Annotated in this window: 20 protein-coding genes and 1 tRNA gene; 14 read left to right on the top strand and 7 right to left on the bottom strand. The window is 59.1% G+C overall.

Going from position 1 to position 20,628, the window contains the following annotated elements:
- The first annotated feature begins 16 nt into the window (after nucleotides 1–16).
- The 3 genes from secA (at nucleotide 17) to RXV86_RS10780 (ending at nucleotide 5,511) form a co-directional block, all read left to right on the top strand.
- Nucleotides 17–2,704 carry a preprotein translocase subunit SecA gene (gene secA, locus RXV86_RS10790; RefSeq protein WP_316299501.1) on the top strand — a complete coding sequence of 896 codons (2,688 nt, stop codon included), beginning with the start codon at nucleotides 17–19 and terminating at the stop codon, nucleotides 2,702–2,704.
- A gap of 150 nt (nucleotides 2,705–2,854) precedes the next feature.
- Entirely contained in the window at nucleotides 2,855–3,931 is a 1,077-nt protein-coding gene (locus tag RXV86_RS10785; RefSeq protein WP_316299500.1) for a hypothetical protein, read from the top strand.
- Nucleotides 3,932–4,002: 71 nt separating this feature from the next.
- The gene (locus RXV86_RS10780) at nucleotides 4,003–5,511 is read left to right on the top strand and encodes a substrate-binding domain-containing protein (RefSeq protein WP_316299499.1); all 1,509 of its coding nucleotides are present in this window, start codon (nucleotides 4,003–4,005) and stop codon (nucleotides 5,509–5,511) included.
- A 58-nt stretch (nucleotides 5,512–5,569) separates the two neighbouring features.
- Here the strand turns inward: RXV86_RS10780 and radC are convergent, their stop codons facing one another.
- Nucleotides 5,570–6,334, bottom strand: coding sequence for a DNA repair protein RadC (radC, locus tag RXV86_RS10775; protein ID WP_316299498.1), 765 nt, complete (start codon nucleotides 6,332–6,334; stop codon nucleotides 5,570–5,572).
- Nucleotides 6,335–6,993: 659 nt separating this feature from the next.
- Here radC and RXV86_RS10770 point away from each other — a divergent pair.
- Entirely contained in the window at nucleotides 6,994–7,104 is a 111-nt protein-coding gene (locus RXV86_RS10770; RefSeq protein ID WP_316299497.1) for an integrase, read from the top strand.
- Between the two features lie 166 nt (nucleotides 7,105–7,270).
- Here RXV86_RS10770 and RXV86_RS10765 read toward each other — a convergent pair.
- Nucleotides 7,271–7,357: transfer RNA gene (locus tag RXV86_RS10765), tRNA-Leu, on the bottom strand.
- A gap of 338 nt (nucleotides 7,358–7,695) precedes the next feature.
- Between RXV86_RS10765 and RXV86_RS10760 the strand changes: the two genes are divergently transcribed.
- The gene (locus RXV86_RS10760; protein WP_316299496.1) at nucleotides 7,696–7,785 is read left to right on the top strand and encodes a hypothetical protein; all 90 of its coding nucleotides are present in this window, start codon (nucleotides 7,696–7,698) and stop codon (nucleotides 7,783–7,785) included.
- A 93-nt stretch (nucleotides 7,786–7,878) separates the two neighbouring features.
- Here the strand turns inward: RXV86_RS10760 and dnaJ are convergent, their stop codons facing one another.
- Nucleotides 7,879–9,033, bottom strand: coding sequence for a molecular chaperone DnaJ (dnaJ, locus tag RXV86_RS10755; RefSeq protein WP_316299495.1), 1,155 nt, complete (start codon nucleotides 9,031–9,033; stop codon nucleotides 7,879–7,881).
- Nucleotides 9,034–9,106: 73 nt separating this feature from the next.
- On the bottom strand, nucleotides 9,107–11,026 hold the full coding sequence (gene dnaK, locus RXV86_RS10750) for a molecular chaperone DnaK (RefSeq protein WP_316299494.1): 1,920 nt from the start codon (nucleotides 11,024–11,026) through the stop codon (nucleotides 9,107–9,109).
- Between the two features lie 373 nt (nucleotides 11,027–11,399).
- On the opposite strand from dnaK, the gene RXV86_RS10745 reads away from it, so the two are divergent.
- From RXV86_RS10745 to RXV86_RS10735, 3 genes are all read left to right on the top strand, one after another.
- Nucleotides 11,400–11,582 carry a hypothetical protein gene (locus tag RXV86_RS10745; protein ID WP_316299493.1) on the top strand — a complete coding sequence of 61 codons (183 nt, stop codon included), beginning with the start codon at nucleotides 11,400–11,402 and terminating at the stop codon, nucleotides 11,580–11,582.
- 12 nt (nucleotides 11,583–11,594) lie between these two features.
- The gene (locus tag RXV86_RS10740; protein WP_316300242.1) at nucleotides 11,595–11,936 is read left to right on the top strand and encodes a hypothetical protein; all 342 of its coding nucleotides are present in this window, start codon (nucleotides 11,595–11,597) and stop codon (nucleotides 11,934–11,936) included.
- A 238-nt stretch (nucleotides 11,937–12,174) separates the two neighbouring features.
- Nucleotides 12,175–12,585, top strand: coding sequence for a hypothetical protein (locus RXV86_RS10735; RefSeq protein ID WP_316299492.1), 411 nt, complete (start codon nucleotides 12,175–12,177; stop codon nucleotides 12,583–12,585).
- Between the two features lie 39 nt (nucleotides 12,586–12,624).
- On the opposite strand, the gene RXV86_RS10730 is transcribed toward RXV86_RS10735, so the two are convergent.
- On the bottom strand, nucleotides 12,625–12,939 hold the full coding sequence (locus tag RXV86_RS10730) for a DUF1272 domain-containing protein (protein WP_316299491.1): 315 nt from the start codon (nucleotides 12,937–12,939) through the stop codon (nucleotides 12,625–12,627).
- Between the two features lie 81 nt (nucleotides 12,940–13,020).
- On the opposite strand from RXV86_RS10730, the gene RXV86_RS10725 reads away from it, so the two are divergent.
- Nucleotides 13,021–13,629: an alpha-ketoglutarate-dependent dioxygenase AlkB gene (locus tag RXV86_RS10725; protein WP_316299490.1), complete on the top strand. Its 609-nt coding sequence runs from the start codon at nucleotides 13,021–13,023 to the stop codon at nucleotides 13,627–13,629.
- A 32-nt stretch (nucleotides 13,630–13,661) separates the two neighbouring features.
- On the opposite strand, the gene RXV86_RS10720 is transcribed toward RXV86_RS10725, so the two are convergent.
- Both RXV86_RS10720 and RXV86_RS10715 read right to left on the bottom strand, forming a co-directional pair.
- Nucleotides 13,662–14,252: a peptide-binding protein gene (locus tag RXV86_RS10720; RefSeq protein ID WP_316299489.1), complete on the bottom strand. Its 591-nt coding sequence runs from the start codon at nucleotides 14,250–14,252 to the stop codon at nucleotides 13,662–13,664.
- Nucleotides 14,249–15,070 carry an ABC transporter permease gene (locus tag RXV86_RS10715; RefSeq protein WP_316299488.1) on the bottom strand — a complete coding sequence of 274 codons (822 nt, stop codon included), beginning with the start codon at nucleotides 15,068–15,070 and terminating at the stop codon, nucleotides 14,249–14,251. The genes RXV86_RS10720 and RXV86_RS10715 overlap by 4 nt, the downstream gene beginning before the upstream one ends.
- A gap of 158 nt (nucleotides 15,071–15,228) precedes the next feature.
- On the opposite strand from RXV86_RS10715, the gene cysQ reads away from it, so the two are divergent.
- The 5 genes from cysQ to RXV86_RS10690 all read left to right on the top strand — a co-directional run bounded on the left by cysQ (nucleotide 15,229) and on the right by RXV86_RS10690 (nucleotide 20,571).
- Entirely contained in the window at nucleotides 15,229–16,023 is a 795-nt protein-coding gene (cysQ, locus tag RXV86_RS10710; RefSeq protein WP_316299487.1) for a 3'(2'),5'-bisphosphate nucleotidase CysQ, read from the top strand.
- Nucleotides 16,023–17,276, top strand: coding sequence for a glycosyltransferase (locus tag RXV86_RS10705; protein WP_316299486.1), 1,254 nt, complete (start codon nucleotides 16,023–16,025; stop codon nucleotides 17,274–17,276). The genes cysQ and RXV86_RS10705 overlap by 1 nt, the downstream gene beginning before the upstream one ends.
- A 171-nt stretch (nucleotides 17,277–17,447) precedes the next feature.
- Complete coding sequence (galU, locus tag RXV86_RS10700) at nucleotides 17,448–18,341, top strand: UTP--glucose-1-phosphate uridylyltransferase GalU (protein ID WP_316299485.1); 894 nt, start codon at nucleotides 17,448–17,450, stop codon at nucleotides 18,339–18,341.
- Between the two features lie 15 nt (nucleotides 18,342–18,356).
- The gene (galE, locus tag RXV86_RS10695) at nucleotides 18,357–19,337 is read left to right on the top strand and encodes a UDP-glucose 4-epimerase GalE (protein ID WP_316299484.1); all 981 of its coding nucleotides are present in this window, start codon (nucleotides 18,357–18,359) and stop codon (nucleotides 19,335–19,337) included.
- Between the two features lie 10 nt (nucleotides 19,338–19,347).
- On the top strand, nucleotides 19,348–20,571 hold the full coding sequence (locus tag RXV86_RS10690; protein ID WP_316299483.1) for a glycosyltransferase family 1 protein: 1,224 nt from the start codon (nucleotides 19,348–19,350) through the stop codon (nucleotides 20,569–20,571).
- Nucleotides 20,572–20,628: the final 57 nt, after the last annotated feature.

Raw genomic sequence — 20,628 nt, 5'->3', positions numbered from 1 at the left:
CCGATCGGACAAGAATATGCTGGGATTTGGAACGCTTACGAAAAAGGTCTTCGGGACCCCGAACGACCGCAAGATCAAGGCAACCCGACCCATCGTGGAAAAGATCAACGCGCTGGAGCCCGAGTTCGAAAAGCTGACAGACGAGGGGATCAAGGACAAGACCGAGGAACTGGCCACTCGCGCCATGGGTGGTGAGAGCCTTGATGACCTGTTACCCGAGGCCTTTGCCAACTGTCGGGAAGCGGCGCGCCGGGCGCTGGGTCTGCGGGCGTTTGATGTGCAGCTGATGGGCGGTATCTTCCTGCACCAGGGCAACATCGCCGAGATGAAGACCGGTGAGGGCAAGACCCTTGTGGCGACGTTTCCGGCCTATCTGAATACGCTGACCGGCGAGGGTGTGCACATCGTGACGGTCAACGATTACCTGGCCAAGCGTGATGCCGAATGGATGGGCAATGTCTATGAGGCCCTGGGCCTGACCACAGGGGTTGTTTATCCGATGCAGCCCGAGGACGAGAAACGTGCGGCTTATGCCTGTGACGTGACCTATGCTACCAACAACGAGCTGGGCTTCGATTACCTGCGCGACAACATGCGGTCTGAACTGAGCCAGATGTGCCAGAGAGGCCACAACTTTGCCGTCGTCGACGAGGTCGACTCGATCCTGATCGACGAGGCGCGGACACCGCTGATCATTTCCGGCCCGGCCGAGGATCGCAGCGATCTCTATGTCACCATCGACAAGTTGATCCCGGGGCTGGAAGAAGAACACTACAAGATCGACGAAAAGAGCAAGACTGCCAGCTTTACCGATGAAGGCAACGAGTGGCTGGAACAACAGCTGCACGCCCATGGCCTTCTGCCCGAGGGGCAGAGCCTGTATGACCCGGAAAGCACCACCATCGTGCACCACGTCAACCAGGGTCTGCGCGCGCACAAGCTGTTCACTAAGGACAAGGACTACATCGTCCGCAACAACGAGGTTGTGCTGATCGACGAGTTCACCGGCCGGATGATGGCCGGGCGGCGCCTGTCTGAAGGCCTGCACCAGGCGATCGAGGCCAAGGAAGAGGTCCAAATCCAGCCCGAGAACGTGACCATGGCGCAGGTGACGTTCCAGAACTATTTCCGCCTCTATGATAACTTGTCCGGCATGACCGGTACTGCGGTAACCGAGGCTGAAGAATTCTCTGAGATTTACGGCCTGGGCGTGGTTGAAGTGCCGACCAACCAGCCGATTTCCCGGATTGACGATGACGATGCGGTATATCGTACGGCCAAGGAAAAATTTGAGGCCGTTGTCGAGACCATCAAGGAAGCCAGTGAAAAGGGTCAACCGATCCTTGTCGGCACAACCAGCATTGAGAAATCCGAATTCCTGTCGGACATGCTGACCAAGGCCAAGCTCAAGCATAACGTCCTGAACGCCCGCCACCACGAACAGGAGGCGCAGATCATTGCCGATGCCGGCAAGCTGGGCGCGGTGACGATTGCCACCAACATGGCCGGGCGTGGCACCGACATCAAGCTGGGAGGCAATGTCGATTTCAAGATCATGGAGGCCATCGCCGCCGATCCCGAGGGCGATCCGGAAGAGATTCGTGCCAAGATCGAGACCGAACACAAGGAATGGGAACAGAAGGTCAAGGATGCCGGTGGCCTGTTCGTTCTGGCGACCGAGCGCCACGAAAGCCGCCGGATCGACAACCAGCTGCGCGGTCGGTCGGGCCGCCAAGGGGACCCGGGGCGCTCAAGCTTCTTCCTGTCGCTCGAAGATGACCTGATGCGGATCTTCGGCTCGGAACGGCTCGACAAGGTTCTGTCGACACTGGGCATGAAAGAGGGTGAGGCCATCGTTCACCCCTGGGTCAACAAATCGCTTGAACGCGCCCAGGCCAAGGTTGAAGGCCGCAACTTTGACATCCGCAAGCAGCTCCTGAAGTTCGATGACGTGATGAACGAGCAGCGTAAGGTCGTCTTTAAACAGCGGCTTGACATCATGAAGGCCGAGGACCTGTCCGAGACCGTGCAGGACATGCGCAACCAGGTGATCGACGATCTGGTGGATCATCACATTCCACCCAAAACCTATGCCGACCAGTGGGACGGCGAGGGTCTCTATGCGGCGGCCATTGAAAACCTGGGCGTTGACGTGCCGGTGATCGACTGGGTGCACGAAGAGGGCGTGGATGACGAAGAAATCATCGAACGCCTGGAAAAGGCTGCCGATGAAGCCATGGCCAAGAAGGCGGTTGAATTCGGCCCCGAGAATCTGCGCTCGATCGAAAAGCAGGTGCTGCTTCAGACCATCGACGCCAAATGGCGCGAGCACCTTTTGACGCTTGAGCATTTGCGTTCGGTGGTCAGTTTCCGCGGCTATGCGCAACGTGATCCGCTGAACGAGTACAAATCCGAGGCGTTTCAGCTGTTTGAAAGCATGCTTGATGGATTGCGCACGGATGTGACCCAGTTGCTGGGTCAGCTACGCATGCCGACCGAGGAAGAGCAAGCGGCGCTGATTGCACAGCAAGAGGCCATGCAACAGGCCGCTGCTGCCGCTACGGCGGCTCAACCGAACCCGGAAAACGCCCGCGATGGCTTTGACGAAAACGATCCGGAAACCTGGGGCAACCCGGGCCGGAACGAGCAATGCCCCTGTGGGTCGGGTCGCAAGTTCAAGCATTGCCACGGACGCCTGGTCTGACCGCCAATTGCACAATCCGAACCTGATTAACGGGCGGCAGAAGGCATTCTGCCGCCCTATTGCTGTCTTAATGACTCCCCCTCTGGGTCATACCCCTGCCGCTTTTTTCAACCAAGGTATCCGCGAACCAATACCCCTTTGGAGGCGGAAATGGCTGACAAGAAGCGAATTGTAATGATGGGTGGAACCGCGGCTTGTATCCTGGCCACGGGGTTCCTCATGCAAGGCGGATTCGGGCAATCACAACAGCCTATGCGCCCCACGGTACAGATTCAAACCGCCGGAATGGCACCCAGTGTAACTCCAGGGGTCAACGGTCTGACGACTCCATCGCAAATCTCGGAAGTCGAGCTAACTGCAGCAGATACCGAGTTGCTGAAAAAACCTGCAATGCCAACCGGTGAAAACCAGGTCTTGCCGCAGGTCGATGCGCCAGTGGCAACCGAACGATCGGTGACCAAGCCGGTTTCAGTCAGCCTGACGGACAAGGCCCCTGCCAACCCGTCCGCCTCAAGCGCGCCGCGCGAAGAACCGAAATTCGCCGATCAATGCGAGATGGCGATGGGTGGAACGGAAATGGCTGGCGCATTGGTCAAGCTGAGCCTCAATGCACCGTGTATGCCAAACGAGCGCGTGACCATGCACCACAACGGTATGATGTTCACCGATACCACCGACGCAGCAGGCAAGCTGAGCCTGGAGGTTCCGGCACTGGCGACCACGGCGGTCTTCATCGCGTCCTTTTCGAACGGAGAAGGGGCAGTGGCAAACGTGAACATGACCTCGATGGATCTTTTTGATCGGGCAGTTGTGCAATCCAGCTTTGTTTCCAGTGTCGCGCTTCATGCATTGGAGTTCGGCGCGGAATACAACGACAGTGGTCACATCTGGGCCAATGCCAAGGGTGAAGTTGCCGATGCTGCCATTGGCAGCGGTGGATTTATGACCCTGCTGGGCAATCCCGCAGTTAGCAACGGCGCGATGGCGCAGGTTTATACTTTTCCTTCGGGCCAATCCGAGCAATCGGGCGACGTTGCCCTGAGCGTGGAAATCGAAGTGACCAACGCCAATTGCGGCCTCGAGATCGAGGCGCAATCGCTGCAAGTCTCCAAGGGCGGTGCGCCGAAAGTGCAGGTTCTGGACCTGACCATGCCAGACTGCGACGCCGTGGGTGACTTTCTGGTGTTGAAAAACCTCGTCAATGACCTGAAAGTGGCGGCCAACTAGTCCACGCGGGGTTACCGAGGTTGAAACCAATGGTGCGTGCGGCGGTTTTCGCCGCACTTTCCTTTTTTGGCATGTGTCTTGCCGTTTATGCCCAGGATGTGACGCTGACCTCGCGCGATGGAGCGGTCGAGATCGGCGGCAACCTGCTGGGCTTTGATGGGGAGTTTTACCGTGTCGATACCATCTATGGCGAGTTGACAGTCGACGGATCGGGCGTGCGTTGCGAGGGGCCGGGCTGCCCGTCGCTGACTGACTTCGTGGCCGAAGTCGACATATCCGGAGCGGCTACCATTGGTGAGCTTTTGATGCCCGCGCTGATCCAGGGGTTTGCCCTGCGCCAAGGGTTTCTGGCCGAGTCTGAGCCTGACGAGGACGTGGTTCTCTATCGGTTGCGTGATCGTGAGTCGGGGCGTGAAAAGGGCCGCTTCCGATTTCATCTGACCAATACTGACGAGGGTTTTGCCGATCTTCTGGCCGACGAGGCCGACATGGCCATGGCGCTGCGCGAGATCCGCCGGGAAGAACGGCAGCATGGTCGCGAGGCCGGCCTTGGTGATCTGACGGCACGGGGGCGGGCGCGGGTTCTGGCACTGGATGCGCTGGTGGCGGTCGTGGCGCCTGACAATCCGGTGCGACGCCTGTCGATTTCGGATCTGGCGCGCGTTTTTACCGGCGAAATCGGCAACTGGCGCGCGCTGGGCGGGCCGGACGCCCCGATTAGCCTGCATTTGCGGGATGCCAAGTCGGGGTTGGGGCAGGCCGTCGAAGACCGCTTGTTGCGACCGGTCAAGGGGCAGTTGGCGGCTGACGCCATCCGCCATGACAGTGATGCAGCACTTGCCCGGGCGGTTGCAGCCGACCCGTTCGGCATCGGGTTGGTTAGTCATGCGGCGCGCGGTAATGGGCAGGTGCTGGTGCTAACCGGAAGCTGCGGGTTTTCCCTGTCGGCGGCGCGGCGCACGATCAAGACCGAAGATTATCCGCTGACCGCGCCCATGTTTCTTTACCTGCCGGCCCGGCGTCTGCCCAAGCTGGCGCGCGAGTTCCTGGCCTATACGCGCTCGCCGCGGGCGCAGATCGTGATCCGGCGAGCGGGGTTCGTTGATCAGCAGCCCGAAGAGATTGCCGTCGAGGCCCAGGGCAATCGGCTGGCCAATGCGATCAGTGGTGCGGGGGACGAAATATCGCTGGGTGATCTCAAGGAAATGCTAGGCCGTTTGGGGGATATGAAACGGCTGACCACCTCGTTCCGGTTCGAGACGGGGTCGGTCAAGCTGGATGCGCAATCGCGCTCGAACGTCGAGCAGTTGGCCCATGCCTTGGAGGCGGGGCGATATGATGGGCGGACCTTGGTGTTTGTCGGATTCAGCGATGGTCAAGGGCCGGCCAAGGGCAATCGGACGATCTCGGAGCGGCGCGCCAGGGCGGTGCGGGATGCGGTGGTGGTTGCTGCGGAGACTGCCAACCTGGATCAGGTCGAGATTACCACCACCGGCTATGGCGAGGCGATGCCGATGGCCTGCGATGACAGCGCATGGGGGCGGCAGGTGAACCGGCGGGTCGAAGTCTGGGTCAAGTGAGGGCCGACCAGTCCTGACGGCCTGCCTCGCAAGGTTGCTGATAAGGCGGAAGAGCGGGCTAGAGCAGGCCTTTGGAGCGGAAGCTCAATTCATCCGATTTGCCGACGATCAGGTGATCATGCAGGGTGATGCCAAGTGCCTGCGCGGCGTCCCGAACCTTGGTGGTCATGGCAATGTCTTCAGGGCTGGGCGTCGGATCACCTGAGGGGTGATTATGCACGAGAATCAAAGCACTGGCATTAATCTCGAGAGCACGTTTGACCACCTCGCGGGGGTAGACCGGGGCGTGATCTACGGTGCCGCGGGCCTGTTCCTCGTCGGCGATCAGAACGTTCTTGCGGTCGAGGTAGAGTACGCGGAACTGTTCGGTTTCGCGATGGGCCATGGTGGTGTGGCAATAGTCGAGCAGCGCGTCCCAGGACGAAACAACGTGGCGCTGCATCACGCGGGATCGTGCCAGTCGCTGGGCGGCGGCTTCGACGACTTTTAACTCACAGATCACGGCTTCGCCTACGCCCTTGACCTCGTGCAGACGAGCGGTGGAGGCGGCCATGACGCCGTTGAAATCCCCGAATGTTTCCAACAGCTCGTGCGCCAGGGGTTTGACATCGCGGCGGGGGATGGCGCGGAAAAGGACAAGCTCCAATAATTCGTAATCGGGAAGCGCCTGCGCGCCGCCCGAGAGAAAGCGGTCGCGCAGGCGTTTGCGGTGATCGGCGATATAGGAGGGAAGCCGACCATTTGGCAGCGCCGGGACGAGCTGGACCTCGTCCGTGTCGAAAAGAGGTAACGGGCCTTCGGCGAATTCGGGGCGCTGCGACATGGCGTTCATAGTGCTGCCAGTTTGGTGAAGAAATCGTTAATTTTTCTCGACGTTTTTGAGTCGTTTTAGGTTGTATTGGTGCCAGAAGAGGGCCCGATATGCTCACGTAATACATTGTTGTTATTAAATAATATATTTTGCAAACTATCGGTTGCCCATATCGATATCTGTAGACCGCGCGCGGTTCAGAGGTTCGAATCCTGAACCCTGCTCATCGACAATGAAGTGTCAGCAGGATTCCGACTTAATGGTGGGCTCCTATCGGAGCACCCTAGGTCGAGGGAGCGGGGGGTCTGCATCAACCTGTCTTGGATCGCCTCCTCCTTCTATCTAGCATTGCTAGGCTTAGGCTTTTGTCAGCCCTACCGGGCCGGTCAAAGAGCGAGCGTCGATCATGCAAACCAAAACGCAAAGGCCCGTGAGGTTCGAGATCGCAGAGGTTATAGGGAACGCTCTGTTTCGCTGAATGGAGGGGCCGTTGATGATTGGATCCGAGCATCTTTGGCCGGAGCGGTTTACCAACGGCTTCATATTTCGACGAGACAGTATGCGCGGCTTGTTTGAGATGGGTCTCTTCCATTAGACTGGAGCCAAGCTCGTACGGTACCCATTCTCTGGGTTGCACGAAGGTTGCTCAGATTTATCGCAAAACTGGAAACTTGAGAGCTGTTCAACTCCTGCTTGGGCATACCAAGATGGTTGGCACGGTCCGTTACCTCGGCGTCGAGATGGTAGATGCGTTCGCGATTTCCGAAGCCATCGAAATCTAGGATCGTGGGTCACATTTGCAAGCGGCCCATTTCAACGTGTTCGGCTTAAGGCCAAGCCAACACGTCGCAGCCAAACCAGTTTCTCAAATAAGGTGGGCATTTAGGTGGGTATCAAAATTCCCAAGAATTCTAATATGATGAAATAGTTACATTTTTCGATGATAAATGGTGCCCAGGAGAGGACTCGAACCTCCACGTCCATACGGACACTAGCACCTGAAGCTAGCGCGTCTACCAATTCCGCCACCTGGGCAGGTGTCGTGAGGCTGCGATTTAGACCCATGCAGTGGAGGTGTCAATGGGTAACAACACTTTGTTTGAAAAAGCTCAAAACAAATGATCGGACGGTGAAAGAGTCGCTACGTCGAAGTGTCATCGGCGGACACAAAGCCCGGCAATCGCATCAAAGCGGCCTTGTGTTTTCTGTCTTTTTGAAACGTTGTTTCGGTACGAGAAAATTGCATCTGCCTGAAACACCTGAAGGGGTGTTTAACTGTGAAGGTGTTGTCAAAAAGAGACTTAAAGAAATTGGTGCAATACTCTCCTCAACACACTGGTCGATTGGAAAGATCAGCCACGTTCCCGAAACACATGCAGCTTGGTTCATGTCGCGTCAGATGGGTAGAAGACGAGGTATACAATTTGCTGGAAGAGCGCATACTTGCTCGCAACAATGCGTAATCTATATTCCAAAGATGTCGCTTGCGGGCACGATATTCTTGATAAACGCGTCAGAAAATGAACGTAAGGCGGGTTGCAAAACCCACCTTGCGTTCATCCCTTCATACTGTCCCAGAAGTTCTTGACCGAGGAGAAAAACGACGAACTCTGCGGGTTGTTCTCTTCCGAAAGCTCTTCGAATTCTTTCAGCAGTTCTTTCTGGCGCGAGGTCAGGTTCACCGGGGTTTCCACCGCCAGTTCGATGAACATGTCGCCCGCAGGACCGCCGCGCAGGGCGGGCATGCCTTTGGAGCGCAGGCGCATCTGGCGACCTGACTGCGAGCCGGAGGGGATTTTCACGCGCGAGCGGCCGCCGTCGATGGTAGGCACCTCGATGTCACCGCCCATGGTGGCCGTGGTCATGGCCACCGGCACGCGGCAAAAGAGGTTGGTGCCTTCGCGTTCGAAGATCTTGTGCGCGTCGACCTCGATGAAGATGTAGAGATCGCCCGAGGGGCCGCCACGCATCCCGGCCTCGCCTTCGCCAGCCAGGCGAATGCGGGTGCCAGTTTCGACGCCGGCAGGGATGTTCACAGCCAATGCACGGTCCTTGTGAACCCGGCCCTGACCGCCGCAGCTTTTACACGGGTTCTGGATGATCTGACCCATGCCCGAACAGGTTGGGCAGGGGCGTTCAACGGTAAAGAAGCCTTGTTGCGCACGCACCTTGCCCATGCCCGAACAGGTCGGGCAGGTGGTGGGTTCGGCGCCGCCTTCAGCACCCGAGCCATCGCAGCTGTCGCAGCTGACCGAGGTCGGCACGTTGATGGTTTTCTGCAGGCCGGCGTAAGCCTCTTCCAGGGTGACGCGCAGGTTGTAGCGCAGGTCGGCGCCACGGGCTGCACGGCTTCTGCCGCCACCGCCACGTTGACCGCCCATGAAGTCACCGAACAGGTCGTCGAACACGTCCGAAAACGCGCTGCCGAAATCACCCTGGCCATGGAAACCGCCACCGGGATGGCCGCCGCCACCGCCCATGCCGTTTTCGAAGGCGGCATGACCATAGCGATCATATGCAGCCTTCTTGTCGGCATCCTTGAGCACTTCGTAGGCTTCGTTCGCTTCCTTGAACTGGGCCTCGGCATCGGGATTGTCGGCGTTACGGTCGGGGTGAAGTTCTTTCGCCTTCTTGCGATAGCCCTTCTTGATCTCGTCGGCCGAGGCCCCCTTGGCCACGCCCAGCACATCGTAATAGTCGCGTTTAGACATTGGGGTATCCCCTCTGCTTGGGAACAACCCGGGGCCGAGATTGGATCACGGCCCCGGACATCCCTAAGGACGCTTACGAGCGCTTTTCGTCGTCGTCGAGGTCTTCGAAATCGGCATCGACGATATCGTCATCGTCGCCACCCATTTCGTCGGCGGCTGCCGGTTCGTCCTCGGCTTCTTCCTGGGCGGCCTTGTAGATGGCTTCACCCAGTTTCATCGCGGCCTCGGTCACGTTCTGGATACCGCCCTTGATCTTGTCAGCGGTGGCGTCCTCTTTCTCGAGGTCATCTTTCAATGCTGCAATGGCCAGTTCGATTGCCTCGACAGTGGTCGGGTCGACTTTGTCGGAATGCTCTTCGACCGATTTCTCGGTTGAATGGATGAGGCTTTCGGCCTGGTTGCGGGCTTCGACCATTTCGCGACGGTCCTTGTCCGCCTCGGCGTTGTCTTCGGCCTCTTTGACCATTGCTTCGATATCCTCATCGCTGAGACCACCGGAGGCCTGGATCGTGATCTTGTGCTCTTTGTTGGTGCCCTTGTCCTTGGCACCGACATGCACGATGCCGTTGGCGTCGATGTCGAAGGTCACCTCGATCTGCGGCATGCCGCGCGGTGCAGGCGGGATGTCTTCAAGGTTGAATTGACCCAGCATCTTGTTGTCCGCGGCCATTTCACGCTCGCCCTGGAAAACGCGGATCGTCACGGCCGACTGGTTGTCTTCGGCGGTCGAGAAGATTTGCGACTTCTTGGTCGGGATCGTGGTGTTGCGGTCGATCAGGCGGGTGAAGACACCACCCAGGGTTTCGATACCCAGCGACAGCGGGGTCACGTCGAGCAGGACAACATCCTTGACGTCACCTTGCAGAACACCGGCCTGGATGGCGGCGCCCATGGCGACCACTTCGTCGGGGTTCACACCCTTGTGCGGCTCTTTACCGAAGAACTTGGTCACTTCTTCCACGACGCGGGGCATACGGGTCATGCCGCCGACCAGAACGATCTCGTCGATTTCATCCTTGCCGAGACCGGCGTCTTTAAGGGCCGCCTGACAGGGTTTCAGCGAGGCCTTGATCAGGTCACCGACCAGCGATTCCAGCTTGGCACGGGTCAGTTTCATGACCATGTGCAGCGGTGCGCCGTCCGAGCCCATCGAGATGAAGGGCTGGTTGATTTCGGTTTGCGAGCTGGAGCTGAGCTCGATCTTGGCTTTTTCGGCGGCTTCTTTCAGACGCTGCAGGGCCATCTTGTCCTTGGTCAGGTCGACGCCGTGTTCCTTTTTGAACTCACCTGCAAGGTAGTCGACGATGCGCATGTCAAAGTCTTCACCACCCAGGAAGGTGTCGCCGTTGGTCGACTTCACCTCGAACAGGCCATCGTCGATTTCGAGGATGGTCACGTCAAAGGTACCGCCGCCAAGGTCATAGACCGCGATGGTGTGGGTTTCTTCCTTGTCCAGACCGTAGGCCAGCGCGGCGGCGGTCGGTTCGTTGATGATCCGCAGCACTTCCAAGCCCGCGATCTTGCCCGCGTCCTTGGTGGCCTGACGCTGGGCGTCGTTGAAGTAGGCAGGCACGGTGATGACGGCCTGGGTCACTTCTTCGCCAAGGTAGCTTTCGGCGGTTTCCTTCATCTTGCCGAGGATGAAGGCGGAAATCTGCGAGGGCGAATAGTTTTCGCCGCGGGCTTCAACCCAGGCGTCGCCGTTGCCGCCGTCGATGACGTTGAACGGCATGTTCTTCTTGTCCTTGGCCAGGGCCTTGTCGTCGTTGCGACGGCCGATCAGGCGCTTGACGCCAAAGACGGTGTTTTCCGGGTTGGTGACGGCCTGACGCTTGGCCGATTGGCCAACCAGACGCTCGTCTTCTGTGAAGGCGACGATCGACGGCGTGGTGCGGGCACCTTCGCTGTTTTCGATGACGCGCGGTTGCGAGCCGTCCATGATGGCGACGCAGGAGTTGGTGGTCCCGAGGTCGATCCCGATGACTTTACCCATTTTGAAATCCCTTCTTACTTAAGGCGATGTTGCGAGGTTCGGACCCGTTATGGCGTCCGCGCCCCGGATTCGGTTGTCGCGCCCGGACAATCCGGATCACGACGCTTCCGGGCGTATATAAGGAGGGGGTATTCACCCTGCAAGCACTGCTGGGGGGGCGAAAATGCAAAAATGTCGGGTTTTTCGCATGTCATTGCCGGTTGAGGTGCCGAGTCGCACGGAATCGGCGAAAGATGACGACGCAAGGTTCAGTGGTGCGGACGGAGGTTTTGTTTGTCCGGGGTTGTTCCTGCGGACAGAATGGACAGGGCCGAATGTTGCGATAGGGGAGAGAGCCGCGGGTAACCGGAAGACAATCGTTGCAGGGGTCGGCGTGACCCGCTTTGCCACGCCGGGTAGTTTCGAAAGCTATGACCGGATGGAGGTCAAAGCGATCCGGCAGGCGCTGGAGGATGCGGGGCAGGCAATGACCACCGGAACGCCGTCCACTTTTGATGGCGGCGACATGATGCGGGTGGTGGGATGCGACATGACCGCGGCGGCGGAACAGGTTTAAGAGGCCGCAGGAATTGGAGCCGGGGAAGCAGACGTTGTCGAATTGCACGACTGTTTCGCCCATAACGAACTGGTCACTTATATAGGCCTGGGCCTGTGCCCCGAGGGCGGCGCGCACAAGCTCATTGCCGATGAGGACAATACATATGGCGGGAAATACCTGACCAACCCATCCGGCGGGTTGTTGTCGAAAGGGCATCCCCTGGGCGCGACCGGGTTGGCGCAATGTTACGAATTGACCCGGCAGCTGTGCGGCACCGCGGGCAAGCGGCAGATTGAAGGTGCGCGCACGGCGCTGCAACACAACCTTGGGCCTGGCGGGGCCTGTGTTGTGGCCCTTAGCAAGGCGGCATAAGCCTTAGCGGGTCCTTCAGGGTAGTACCGCGGATGCGGGCGGAATGCCGTTGCACAACGCCGGTCGGGCGGCGAGTGACGTCTTGCGATCTTCCCGAGTTTTTTGACTGAGCTCAATGTGTTGACAGAAATCCTATTGCATTATCCGGTTCGAGATTCGATCATCTGCAACGTGCAAAGGCGGTTCGCAAAACATGGTTGCCGTTGTGCGCAGCTAAGCAAAGAGCAAGGGAAAGAAATTGGTTAATAAAATACTGGCAATTGTAGTTACCCTTTTCGCGGCGACCAGCGTCGCAGCAGGTGATGTTTTTCGGTGCGAACGAACCAAAGTCGGCAGAGACGGCTGGATTTCTTCACTCCTGTTTTTCGAAATCGATGAAGAGACCGGGGCTGCACATGTTCATGATTCATACACCGACGAGTACCACGGTGGCGCGATACGAGCGAAGCTGGTTGAAAGTTCTGCAAAAAGGTTCCGACTGAAATGGACCGTTAAGAACGTCAAGACAAGCAATACCGGTTCAGTGATCCCGCGCGTTAAGTATATGGCAACATTGGACCGCAAAACGCTGAACCTGCGGATAAGAGTTGTGCTTTCGGGTCCTGACAACAGGCCCTGGGGCGAAGCCAAGTGTAAGCTGAAGAAGTAAAAGGGCGTAGGCCGTGCCGATTCCGTGGCGGCGTTCGCCCTAGCGGTCCTTCGGGGCAATAGCACGAATACGCGCGACATGATCGGCGATATCCTCGGCTGTATATGGCGAGTGCCGCCGATTGGCACTGGCCGGGTGATGAGCAAGGCCCAGTGTCTTACCGTCGCGCCAGTTCTTGCGCGGCCGGATCGGACGGGAAACAAAACCACCGCCGCAGGTGGGGCAGACATTGTGAAGTTGGGTTTCGACGCATTTGGCGCAGTAGGTGCATTCATACGAGCAGATGCGGGCGTTTTCGGCATCTGGCGGCAGATCGCAGTCACAGAGTTCGCAATTGGGGCGCAATTCCAGCACTGGGCTCGTCCTTTCGTTTGATGCCGAAAGCGTAGAGTATGGGGCGCAGGCTTCAAATCAGCATTGGTGCGATGGCGGTTCATGGATCTTGAAAGGCACGATCTTCGCGGGGTTTCGATTTTTCCTGGCGCGCTTGATACACCGGTTCAGGAGCGGTTGGTCGAACGGGTGCGCGAAATCGCCCGCGCCGCGCCGATGTTTCATCCGGAAACCCGCTGGGGCAAGCAGATGAGCGTAAAGATGACCAGTGCCGGGGAGTTCGGCTGGATCAGCGACCGACGCGGTTATCGCTATGAGCGCAGGCATCCTTCGGGTGTGGCGTGGCCGAGAATCCCCGATGAAGTTCTTGCAGTTTGGGACCGGTTCGCGCCGGCGATGCGGGCTCCGGAGTGTTGCTTGGTGAACTATTATGCCGAGGGCGCACGGATGGGGCTGCATCAGGATCGCGACGAGGCGGATTTCTCACAGCCGGTGGTGTCGGTGTCGCTTGGGGATGAGGGGTTGTTTCGGGTCGGCAATCTCGAGAAGGGCGGCAAGACCGAATCCGTCTGGTTGAAATCGGGCGCCGTGGCAGTGATCGGCGGTGAGGCCCGGCTGGTGCATCATGGGGTGGATCGGATTCGGTTTGGATCAAGCCGGCTCTTGAAGGATGGCGGGCGGATCAACCTGACACTGCGGGTGGTGACGTGAGGAATGGTGCGTGAAATCACGCACCCTACGACCTAGTGGCTGACAAGCGAGCAGCAGCCGCTGATGTGGCTGCCATCGAGCAGGATGTCGATCTCGATCCCGTATTGACTGTCGGACATGCCGTCGCTGCAGGCGACCGGTTTCAGAACCGCATAGAGCCCGCCTTCGGGGGAGGTGCCGGTCAGGGAATGGCGGTTGGTGTGATTGAACGAAGTCTGCACCAGCCCGACGTGGTAATTGATGTCCATGGCATCCGGTTGCGACAGTTTTGCCGACAGGCCCTGGGTCACTTTCAGCGACCAGAACGGTTCGGTCCCGTGGCAGGCGAAGTGGCGCGAGAAGACATAGTCACCACTTTCCTGGCGTTGCAGGTAGTGCAGGGAAGCCCAGCCCGAAACCTCGCCCAGATTCACGAGGCCCCAGCCGCTTTGAACGCGGATCACCTCGACGTCGCTTGCATCGTGGGCCAGTTCGCCCAGCTTGGCCGCGCCCGCATGGCTGTCCGAGCGGACGTTGAGCGTGTCATGCGCAGCCACCCCGGTGACATCATAAAGAGCCGGAAAGCTGTCGGCCCGGGCAAACCCGGGAAGCAGCAGTAGCAGGACAAAAACGAGGTTTTTCATTGGCGTGCACCCCAACTGAGCGAAGCATGCTGACGGGTATAGAATTCCCCCATCAACCCGATCATCAGAAACCCGATGCCCATGTAGAGCGGGTATTCCCAGTTCGAATAGCGGGGGTTGTAATTGATGAAGACGAAACCGCGCGACTGGTCGATGATGTGAAAAAGCGGGTTCCAATCGAACAGGGAACGTTTGTCTGATGGCAGCATGTTGGCAACGAACATCTTTCCCGAGGCGATCATGTTGGCGCGCATGTAGACGGTCGAGAACACCTGTACCACCGAGGGCGCCCAGGGTTTGAGCGACAAGAGCACGAGCCCGAGGGCGCAGCCGGTGAACCAGGCCAGGACCAGCATGCCGAAGGCGGCGGCGGGATCCTCGACTTCGAACGGGGTGACGCCGACGTGGTAGCCGAACAGGATTACCGCCAGTGACAGCACCTGGATGTAAAGCACGCTGAGCGCACCGGCGCAGATCGAAATGATGGTATTCATCGGTGCGTGTTTCATCATCGCGCCGGATGGCCCCTCGGCTCCGGAGACAGCGCCCATGGCCTTGACATGGGTCATGTAGAGAAAGATTCCCGACAGGATGTAGAGCAGGAAATCACCCCGCAATGTCGCCCCGCGCAGACCGAGGATCGAGAACATGATGTAGAAGGCAAGAACCATGATCCCCATCTGCAACAGGTTCAGCCCGATCGACATAAGCGCATTGCCATGGGTGTTGCGGACGGCGCGGACGGCAGAGTGATAGATCAGCTCGATCATGATGACCGCTGAGGTGGATTTCGACCGAGGCCGCCTGGTTTCGAACATGACCTGTCTCGTTAAACTGCTGTTATTCTTAATTGGGAAATCTTGCTGTTCCGTTAGCTGCGGATCATAAGGGGGGCACAGTTTTTTTTCAATCAAATGTCCCAGCACTCCGGAGTTTGAGCCAGGCAGGGGCGCTTAACAGGCAAGGAACGGCAGCGATGGACTTTCAACTCTTGGAGCAGGTGATGCGGGATCTGGCGCTGAAAGGCGGCGCGAAGATCATGGAAATCTACGAGGGTGACGATTTCGACGTGAAGGTGAAGTCCGACGACAGCCCCGTGACCGCCGCCGACGAGGCCGCCGACGCGATCATCAGCGCGGGCCTGCGCGAGGTGTTCCCGGACGTGGCGCTGATCACCGAGGAACAAGCCGACAGCCACGGCAAGAAGGCCAGTACCTTCCTGATCGTCGATCCGCTGGACGGGACCAAGGAGTTCGTCCACCGGCGCGGCGATTTCACTGTCAACATCGCCTATGTCGTCGATGGCGTGCCGATCCGGGGCGTGGTCTTTGCCCCGGCCAAGGGGCGGATGTTCATCACCCTGGCGGACGGCAATGCGGTTGAAGAGATCGGGCCGTTCGGTCCGAAAATGGGCGAGACCAAACCGATCCGGGTGAGCAATCCGGACAATGGTGCGCTGATGGTGGTGGCGTCCAAGTCGCACCTGACGGACGAGACCAAGGCGTACATTGCCAAGTACCAGACCAAGGATTTCAGGAGCGCGGGCAGCAGCCTGAAATTCTGTCTTGTGGCCACTGGCGAGGCCGATCTTTATCCACGTGTCGGCCGCACGATGGAATGGGACACCGCCGCCGGTCACGCGGTTCTGACCGGGGCCGGGGGCGACGTGGTGCGGTTCGATGATCACACGTCGCTGCGCTATGGCAAGGAAGACTACGCCAACCCGTATTTCATTGCCCTTGCGCCCGGGGTCGAGCTGAAACCCGCCTGATGGCAGCGCAGCCCGAAGGTTCAGGACTGGCAGGCCCCACGGTCAGTATCGTGGTGGTCAGCCGGGACAGGCCGCAAAGCCTGATCTGGTGTCTGACTGGGATCGACGGACTGGACTATCCCAGCTTTGAAGTTGTGGTTGTGGCCTGTCCGGCGGGATGCCGGGCGGTGCAGTCGGCGGGGTACGAAAACCGCGTCAAGCTGATCGCGTTTGACGAGGCGAATATCAGCGCGGCGCGCAACCTTGGGATTGCCTCGGCGGCGGGTGAGGTGGTGGCTTTCATCGACGATGACGCGGTGCCGGAACCCACCTGGCTACGCCACCTGACAGCGCCCTTTGCCGACTGCAGCGTGGCGGCGGTGGGTGGCTATGTACGCGGGCGCAACGGGATTTCCTTTCAGTGGCGTGCGCGCCAGGTCGATTGCGGCGGTGAGCCAAGCCCGATCCAGGTTGACGGGGAGGCGTGGTGCAAACCTGCCCCGGCAGAGGGGTACGCGATCAAGACTGAGGGCACCAACATGGCCGCGCAGCGCGACGTGCTGGCGGCGCTGGGTGGATTCGACCCGGGGTTTCACTTTTTCCTCGACGAGACCGACCTGAACCTGCGGCTGCACCGGGCCGGACAGGTGACAGCAATTGCGCCCCTGGCACAGGTGCACCATGCCTATGCCGCAAGTTCCCGGCGCGCGTCTAACCGCGCGGTTACCGACCTGAGCCAGATCGGGGCCAGCGCAATGTATTTCCTGCGAAAACACTGCCCTGTTGATGAGCGACAGGCGCGGCTGAACCGCATCTTGCGAGATCAACAGATGCGTGTCTTTGACCAGGTCAAATCACGCATGATCCACAAGTCGGATGTCGGGCCTCTGATCAAGGGACTGCAAGCGGGTGTAGCCGAAGGGCAGACCCGAAACTTGGTGCCCCTGGTTCCGCTACCGTCGCCGCAGGGTGGATTTCTGCCGTTCCATCCGGCGCGCAAGGGGGGCACGGTATTGTCAGGTCGGGTCTGGCAGGCTCGACGCCTGCGACGCGAGGCGGCGGAACGAGCCGCAGGGGGTGAGAATGTCTCGCTCTTCCTGTTTGGTCCAAGTACTCGGTATCATTGGGTAAAATTCAAAGATGACGGATATTGGGAACAGATTGGGGGGCTTTGGGGTCGCGGCGAACGAGCCGGGCCGATTTTCCAACCAACGGGCTTTGCGCGCCGGTTGAGACGTGAGGTTGAGCGGGTGGCTGACCTGCGCGGTATCTGACGCCAAATAACGCCACCAGAGTCAATTTGGGCACATAGTCTGAAATTGGCAAACAATGTGTTTCTTTCACCTGATTTTTTTCTTTTTCGTCAACAATATGCCATTATACCGACTATAACTCCGTGCATGTACAACGGTGCGAAAAAGCAAGAATTGTAAGAGGTTCAGGAAATGAAGAAGAAGATCACCAAGGCTATCTTCCCGGTCGCTGGACTGGGAACGCGGTTTCTTCCAGCGACGAAATCGGTGCCCAAGGAGATCATGACGCTGGTAGACCGCCCGCTGATCCAATACGCGATCGACGAGGCCCGGGCCGCCGGGATCAAGGAATTCATCTTCGTGACCTCGCGTGGCAAGGGCGCGCTGGAGGACTATTTCGACATCGCGCCGAACTTGGAGCAGGAACTGCGCAAGAAGGGTAAGACCGAACTGCTGGAGATCCTTAAGGATACCAACATGGAATCCGGGGCGATTGCTTATATCCGCCAGCACAAGGCGCTGGGTCTTGGGCACGCAGTTTGGTGTGCGCGTCGGCTGATTGCCAATGAACCTTTTGCAGTGATCCTTCCTGACGACGTGATCGCGGCAGAAAAACCGTGCCTGCAGCAGATGGTCGAAGCCTACGAAGAAAACCCGGGTTGCATGGTGGCCGCGATGGAAGTACCGCAGGATAAGACCAGTGCTTATGGTGTGCTGGACGTGGCAGACGACATGGGCGCGCTGGTTCAGGCCAAGGGTTTGGTCGAGAAGCCCGAACCCGATGCGGCACCGTCGAATCTGGCGGTGATCGGGCGCTATCTGTTAACCCCGGACGTTCTGAAAAACCTGCATCGGATTAAGTCCGGTGCCGGCGGTGAAATCCAGCTGACCGATGCGATTGCCGCCGAGATCGAGAACGATCGCCCTGTTTATGGCTACCGTTTCCGCGGGCAGCGGTTCGATTGCGGCTCAAAGGCCGGGTTCCTGCAGGCGACGGTGTCGTTTGGCCTGGCCCGCGATGATCTGCGCGACAGCCTGATGGAATACCTTGTGGATGTGGTCCACGCCGACAAGGCGGCTCAGTAGTCCCGGAGATACGAATTGACGACGGTTCTGGTAACGGGCGGAGCGGGCTATATCGGCTCGCATGCCTGTAAGGCGTTGAAGGCGGCCGGGTTTACACCGGTGACATTCGACAGTCTGGTTACAGGCTGGGAAGAGGCGGTGAAGTTCGGCCCGTTCGAGAAGGGGGACCTTCTGGATCGTGCGCGTCTGGACGAGGTCTTTGCCAAGCACAAGCCAGCGGCGGTGATGCATTTCGCAGCGCTGAGCCAAGTGGGTGAGAGCATGCAGCTGCCCGGCAAGTACTGGCGCAACAACACTGCCGGATCGCTGAACCTGATCGAGGCGATGCTGGCCGCAGGCTGCAAGCAAATGGTGTTTAGCTCGACCTGTGCCACTTATGGCGATCAGGACAACGTGGTGCTGGACGAAAACAGCCTGCAGATGCCGATCAATTCCTATGGCAAATCGAAACGCGCCATCGAAGAAATGCTGGAGGATTTCGCCGTCTCGGACGGGCTGGAATCGGTGATCTTCCGCTATTTCAACGTAGCTGGTGCTGATGAAGAGGCCGAGGTGGGTGAGCATCATGTGCCCGAAACCCACCTGGTGCCGCTGATCCTGGATGCCATCGACGGCAAGCGCGGCAAGCTGACCGTGTTTGGCGACGATTATGGCACCCCCGATGGCACCTGTATCCGCGACTATGTCCACGTGATGGATCTTGTGGATGCGCATGTGTTGGGCGTCGGCTGGTTGAAAGACGGAAAGGGCAGCCGGGTGTTCAACCTGGGCACCGGCGACGGGTTCTCTGTCCGCGAGGTGATGGATGTTGCCGCGCAGGTGACAGGCGGCGAGGTGCCGCATGATGTGGGTCCACGCCGGGCGGGCGATTGTACCAAACTGGTGTCGGGATCGGAACGGGCCAAGACCGAGCTGGGCTGGACACCGGAACGTTCGACCCTGGAGCGAATGATCAAAGACGCGTGGCGCTGGCACAAGACCGGTGGTTACGGCTAGGATCGGGGCGATGACAGAGATCCAGACCCGATTGTTGGACCTGACCCGGCTGGCGAGCCGTGCGGGGCGGGGTCTGACCGGGGTGGACCGAGTCGAACTGGCCTATCTTAATGAGTTGATCCACCGGGACGATCCAGCCTTTGGGCTGCTGCGTTCTCGCATCGGGTTTCTGCTGCTCGACAAAACCGGAATGGAAGGGTTTGCGCGAAGGGTTGAGGGCAAGCTGCCCTGGGGCCAGGCTTCGCGCCTGAGCAAGGTGTTCGGCAAGCTGGACGAAATGCAGCGCCGAGCGATTTCCGACGCACGACGACTGGCGGTGGGGCGGACTCATCGGCGCGGGCTGGGGCGGCTGTTGCGGCGCAAAATGCCCAAGGGGTTTGCCTATCTCAATGTCGGGCATTCCAACCTCAATGACACGGTGATCAGCGCGGTGAAACACGCGGGCAAGGGTCGGTTCGTCGCGATGGTGCATGACACGATCCCGCTGGATCATCCCCAGTACCAAACCCCCGCATCGGCGGCGCGGTTCAAGCAGATGCTGAAACGGGTGCGGGCGCATGCGGATCTTGTGATCTACAATTCCAGCGCAACGCGCCGCGATGCCGAGCGTCACATGCAGGCATGGGGTGCGCTACCGCAGGCCGTGGTGGCGCATCTGGGTGTCGAGATGGCCGAACCGGCACCTGAGGACCTACCTAATGGCCTGCCGCCAGAGGAGCCCTACTTCGTCTGTGTCAGCACGCTCGAGCCACGCAAGAACCACGCCCTGCTGCTGGACATCTGGGAACGGCTGGCAAAGTTGAACCCGCCGCAGGACATGCCGCACCTGGTAATCTGTGGCGCCCGGGGCTGGATGAACGAAGAGCTGCTCTTTCGCATGGACCGCTCGGCGCTGATGGGCGAGTACCTGCATGAGCACGAGGGGCTGAGCGACGGGGCAATTGCGGCGCTGCTCGAACGGGCTGCCGGGGCGCTCTATCCGAGCTTTGTCGAAGGCTATGGTCTGCCGATGATCGAGGCCGCCGCAAGGGGGGTGCCGGTGATCTGTGAAGACCTGCCTGTTTACCGGGAAGTCCTGCAGGATATTCCCGTTTACGCAAGCCTCAAGGACAGTTATCTTTGGCAGCGAAGAATAACGGTACTGGCAAGCGACAGGCAGGCAGGCAGAAAGGCGGACCCGTTCGATCCGCCGTCCTGGTCGCAGCACTTCAACAAAGTTTTCAGGTTGACGTGATAGCCGGAACGCCGAAGCAGAGGCAGAAGGGAACCGATTGGGCGTTCTACGGTCATA

Origin of the sequence: Aliisedimentitalea sp. MJ-SS2, from assembly GCF_032586155.1 — a bacterium.
Classification (GTDB): Bacteria; Pseudomonadota; Alphaproteobacteria; order Rhodobacterales; family Rhodobacteraceae; genus JAWHTC01.
The sequence above is the reverse complement of the archived record's forward strand: the minus strand, read 5'-3'. Positions and strand labels throughout refer to the sequence as shown.

Bases quoted from the DNA above. Each gene is read 5' to 3' on its own strand.
- secA (WP_316299501.1), top strand. From the start codon at position 17: ATGCTGGGATTTGGAACGCTTACGAAAAAGGTCTTCGGGACCCCGAAC.
- RXV86_RS10785 (WP_316299500.1), top strand. From the start codon at position 2,855: ATGGCTGACAAGAAGCGAATTGTAATGATGGGTGGAACCGCGGCTTGT.
- RXV86_RS10780 (WP_316299499.1), top strand. From the start codon at position 4,003: ATGTGTCTTGCCGTTTATGCCCAGGATGTGACGCTGACCTCGCGCGAT.
- radC (WP_316299498.1), bottom strand. From the start codon at position 6,334: ATGTCGCAGCGCCCCGAATTCGCCGAAGGCCCGTTACCTCTTTTCGAC.
- RXV86_RS10760 (WP_316299496.1), top strand. From the start codon at position 7,696: ATGCAGCTTGGTTCATGTCGCGTCAGATGGGTAGAAGACGAGGTATAC.
- dnaJ (WP_316299495.1), bottom strand. From the start codon at position 9,033: ATGTCTAAACGCGACTATTACGATGTGCTGGGCGTGGCCAAGGGGGCC.
- dnaK (WP_316299494.1), bottom strand. From the start codon at position 11,026: ATGGGTAAAGTCATCGGGATCGACCTCGGGACCACCAACTCCTGCGTC.
- RXV86_RS10725 (WP_316299490.1), top strand. From the start codon at position 13,021: ATGGATCTTGAAAGGCACGATCTTCGCGGGGTTTCGATTTTTCCTGGC.
- RXV86_RS10720 (WP_316299489.1), bottom strand. From the start codon at position 14,252: ATGAAAAACCTCGTTTTTGTCCTGCTACTGCTGCTTCCCGGGTTTGCC.
- RXV86_RS10715 (WP_316299488.1), bottom strand. From the start codon at position 15,070: ATGTTCGAAACCAGGCGGCCTCGGTCGAAATCCACCTCAGCGGTCATC.
- cysQ (WP_316299487.1), top strand. From the start codon at position 15,229: ATGGACTTTCAACTCTTGGAGCAGGTGATGCGGGATCTGGCGCTGAAA.
- RXV86_RS10705 (WP_316299486.1), top strand. From the start codon at position 16,023: ATGGCAGCGCAGCCCGAAGGTTCAGGACTGGCAGGCCCCACGGTCAGT.
- galU (WP_316299485.1), top strand. From the start codon at position 17,448: ATGAAGAAGAAGATCACCAAGGCTATCTTCCCGGTCGCTGGACTGGGA.
- RXV86_RS10690 (WP_316299483.1), top strand. From the start codon at position 19,348: ATGACAGAGATCCAGACCCGATTGTTGGACCTGACCCGGCTGGCGAGC.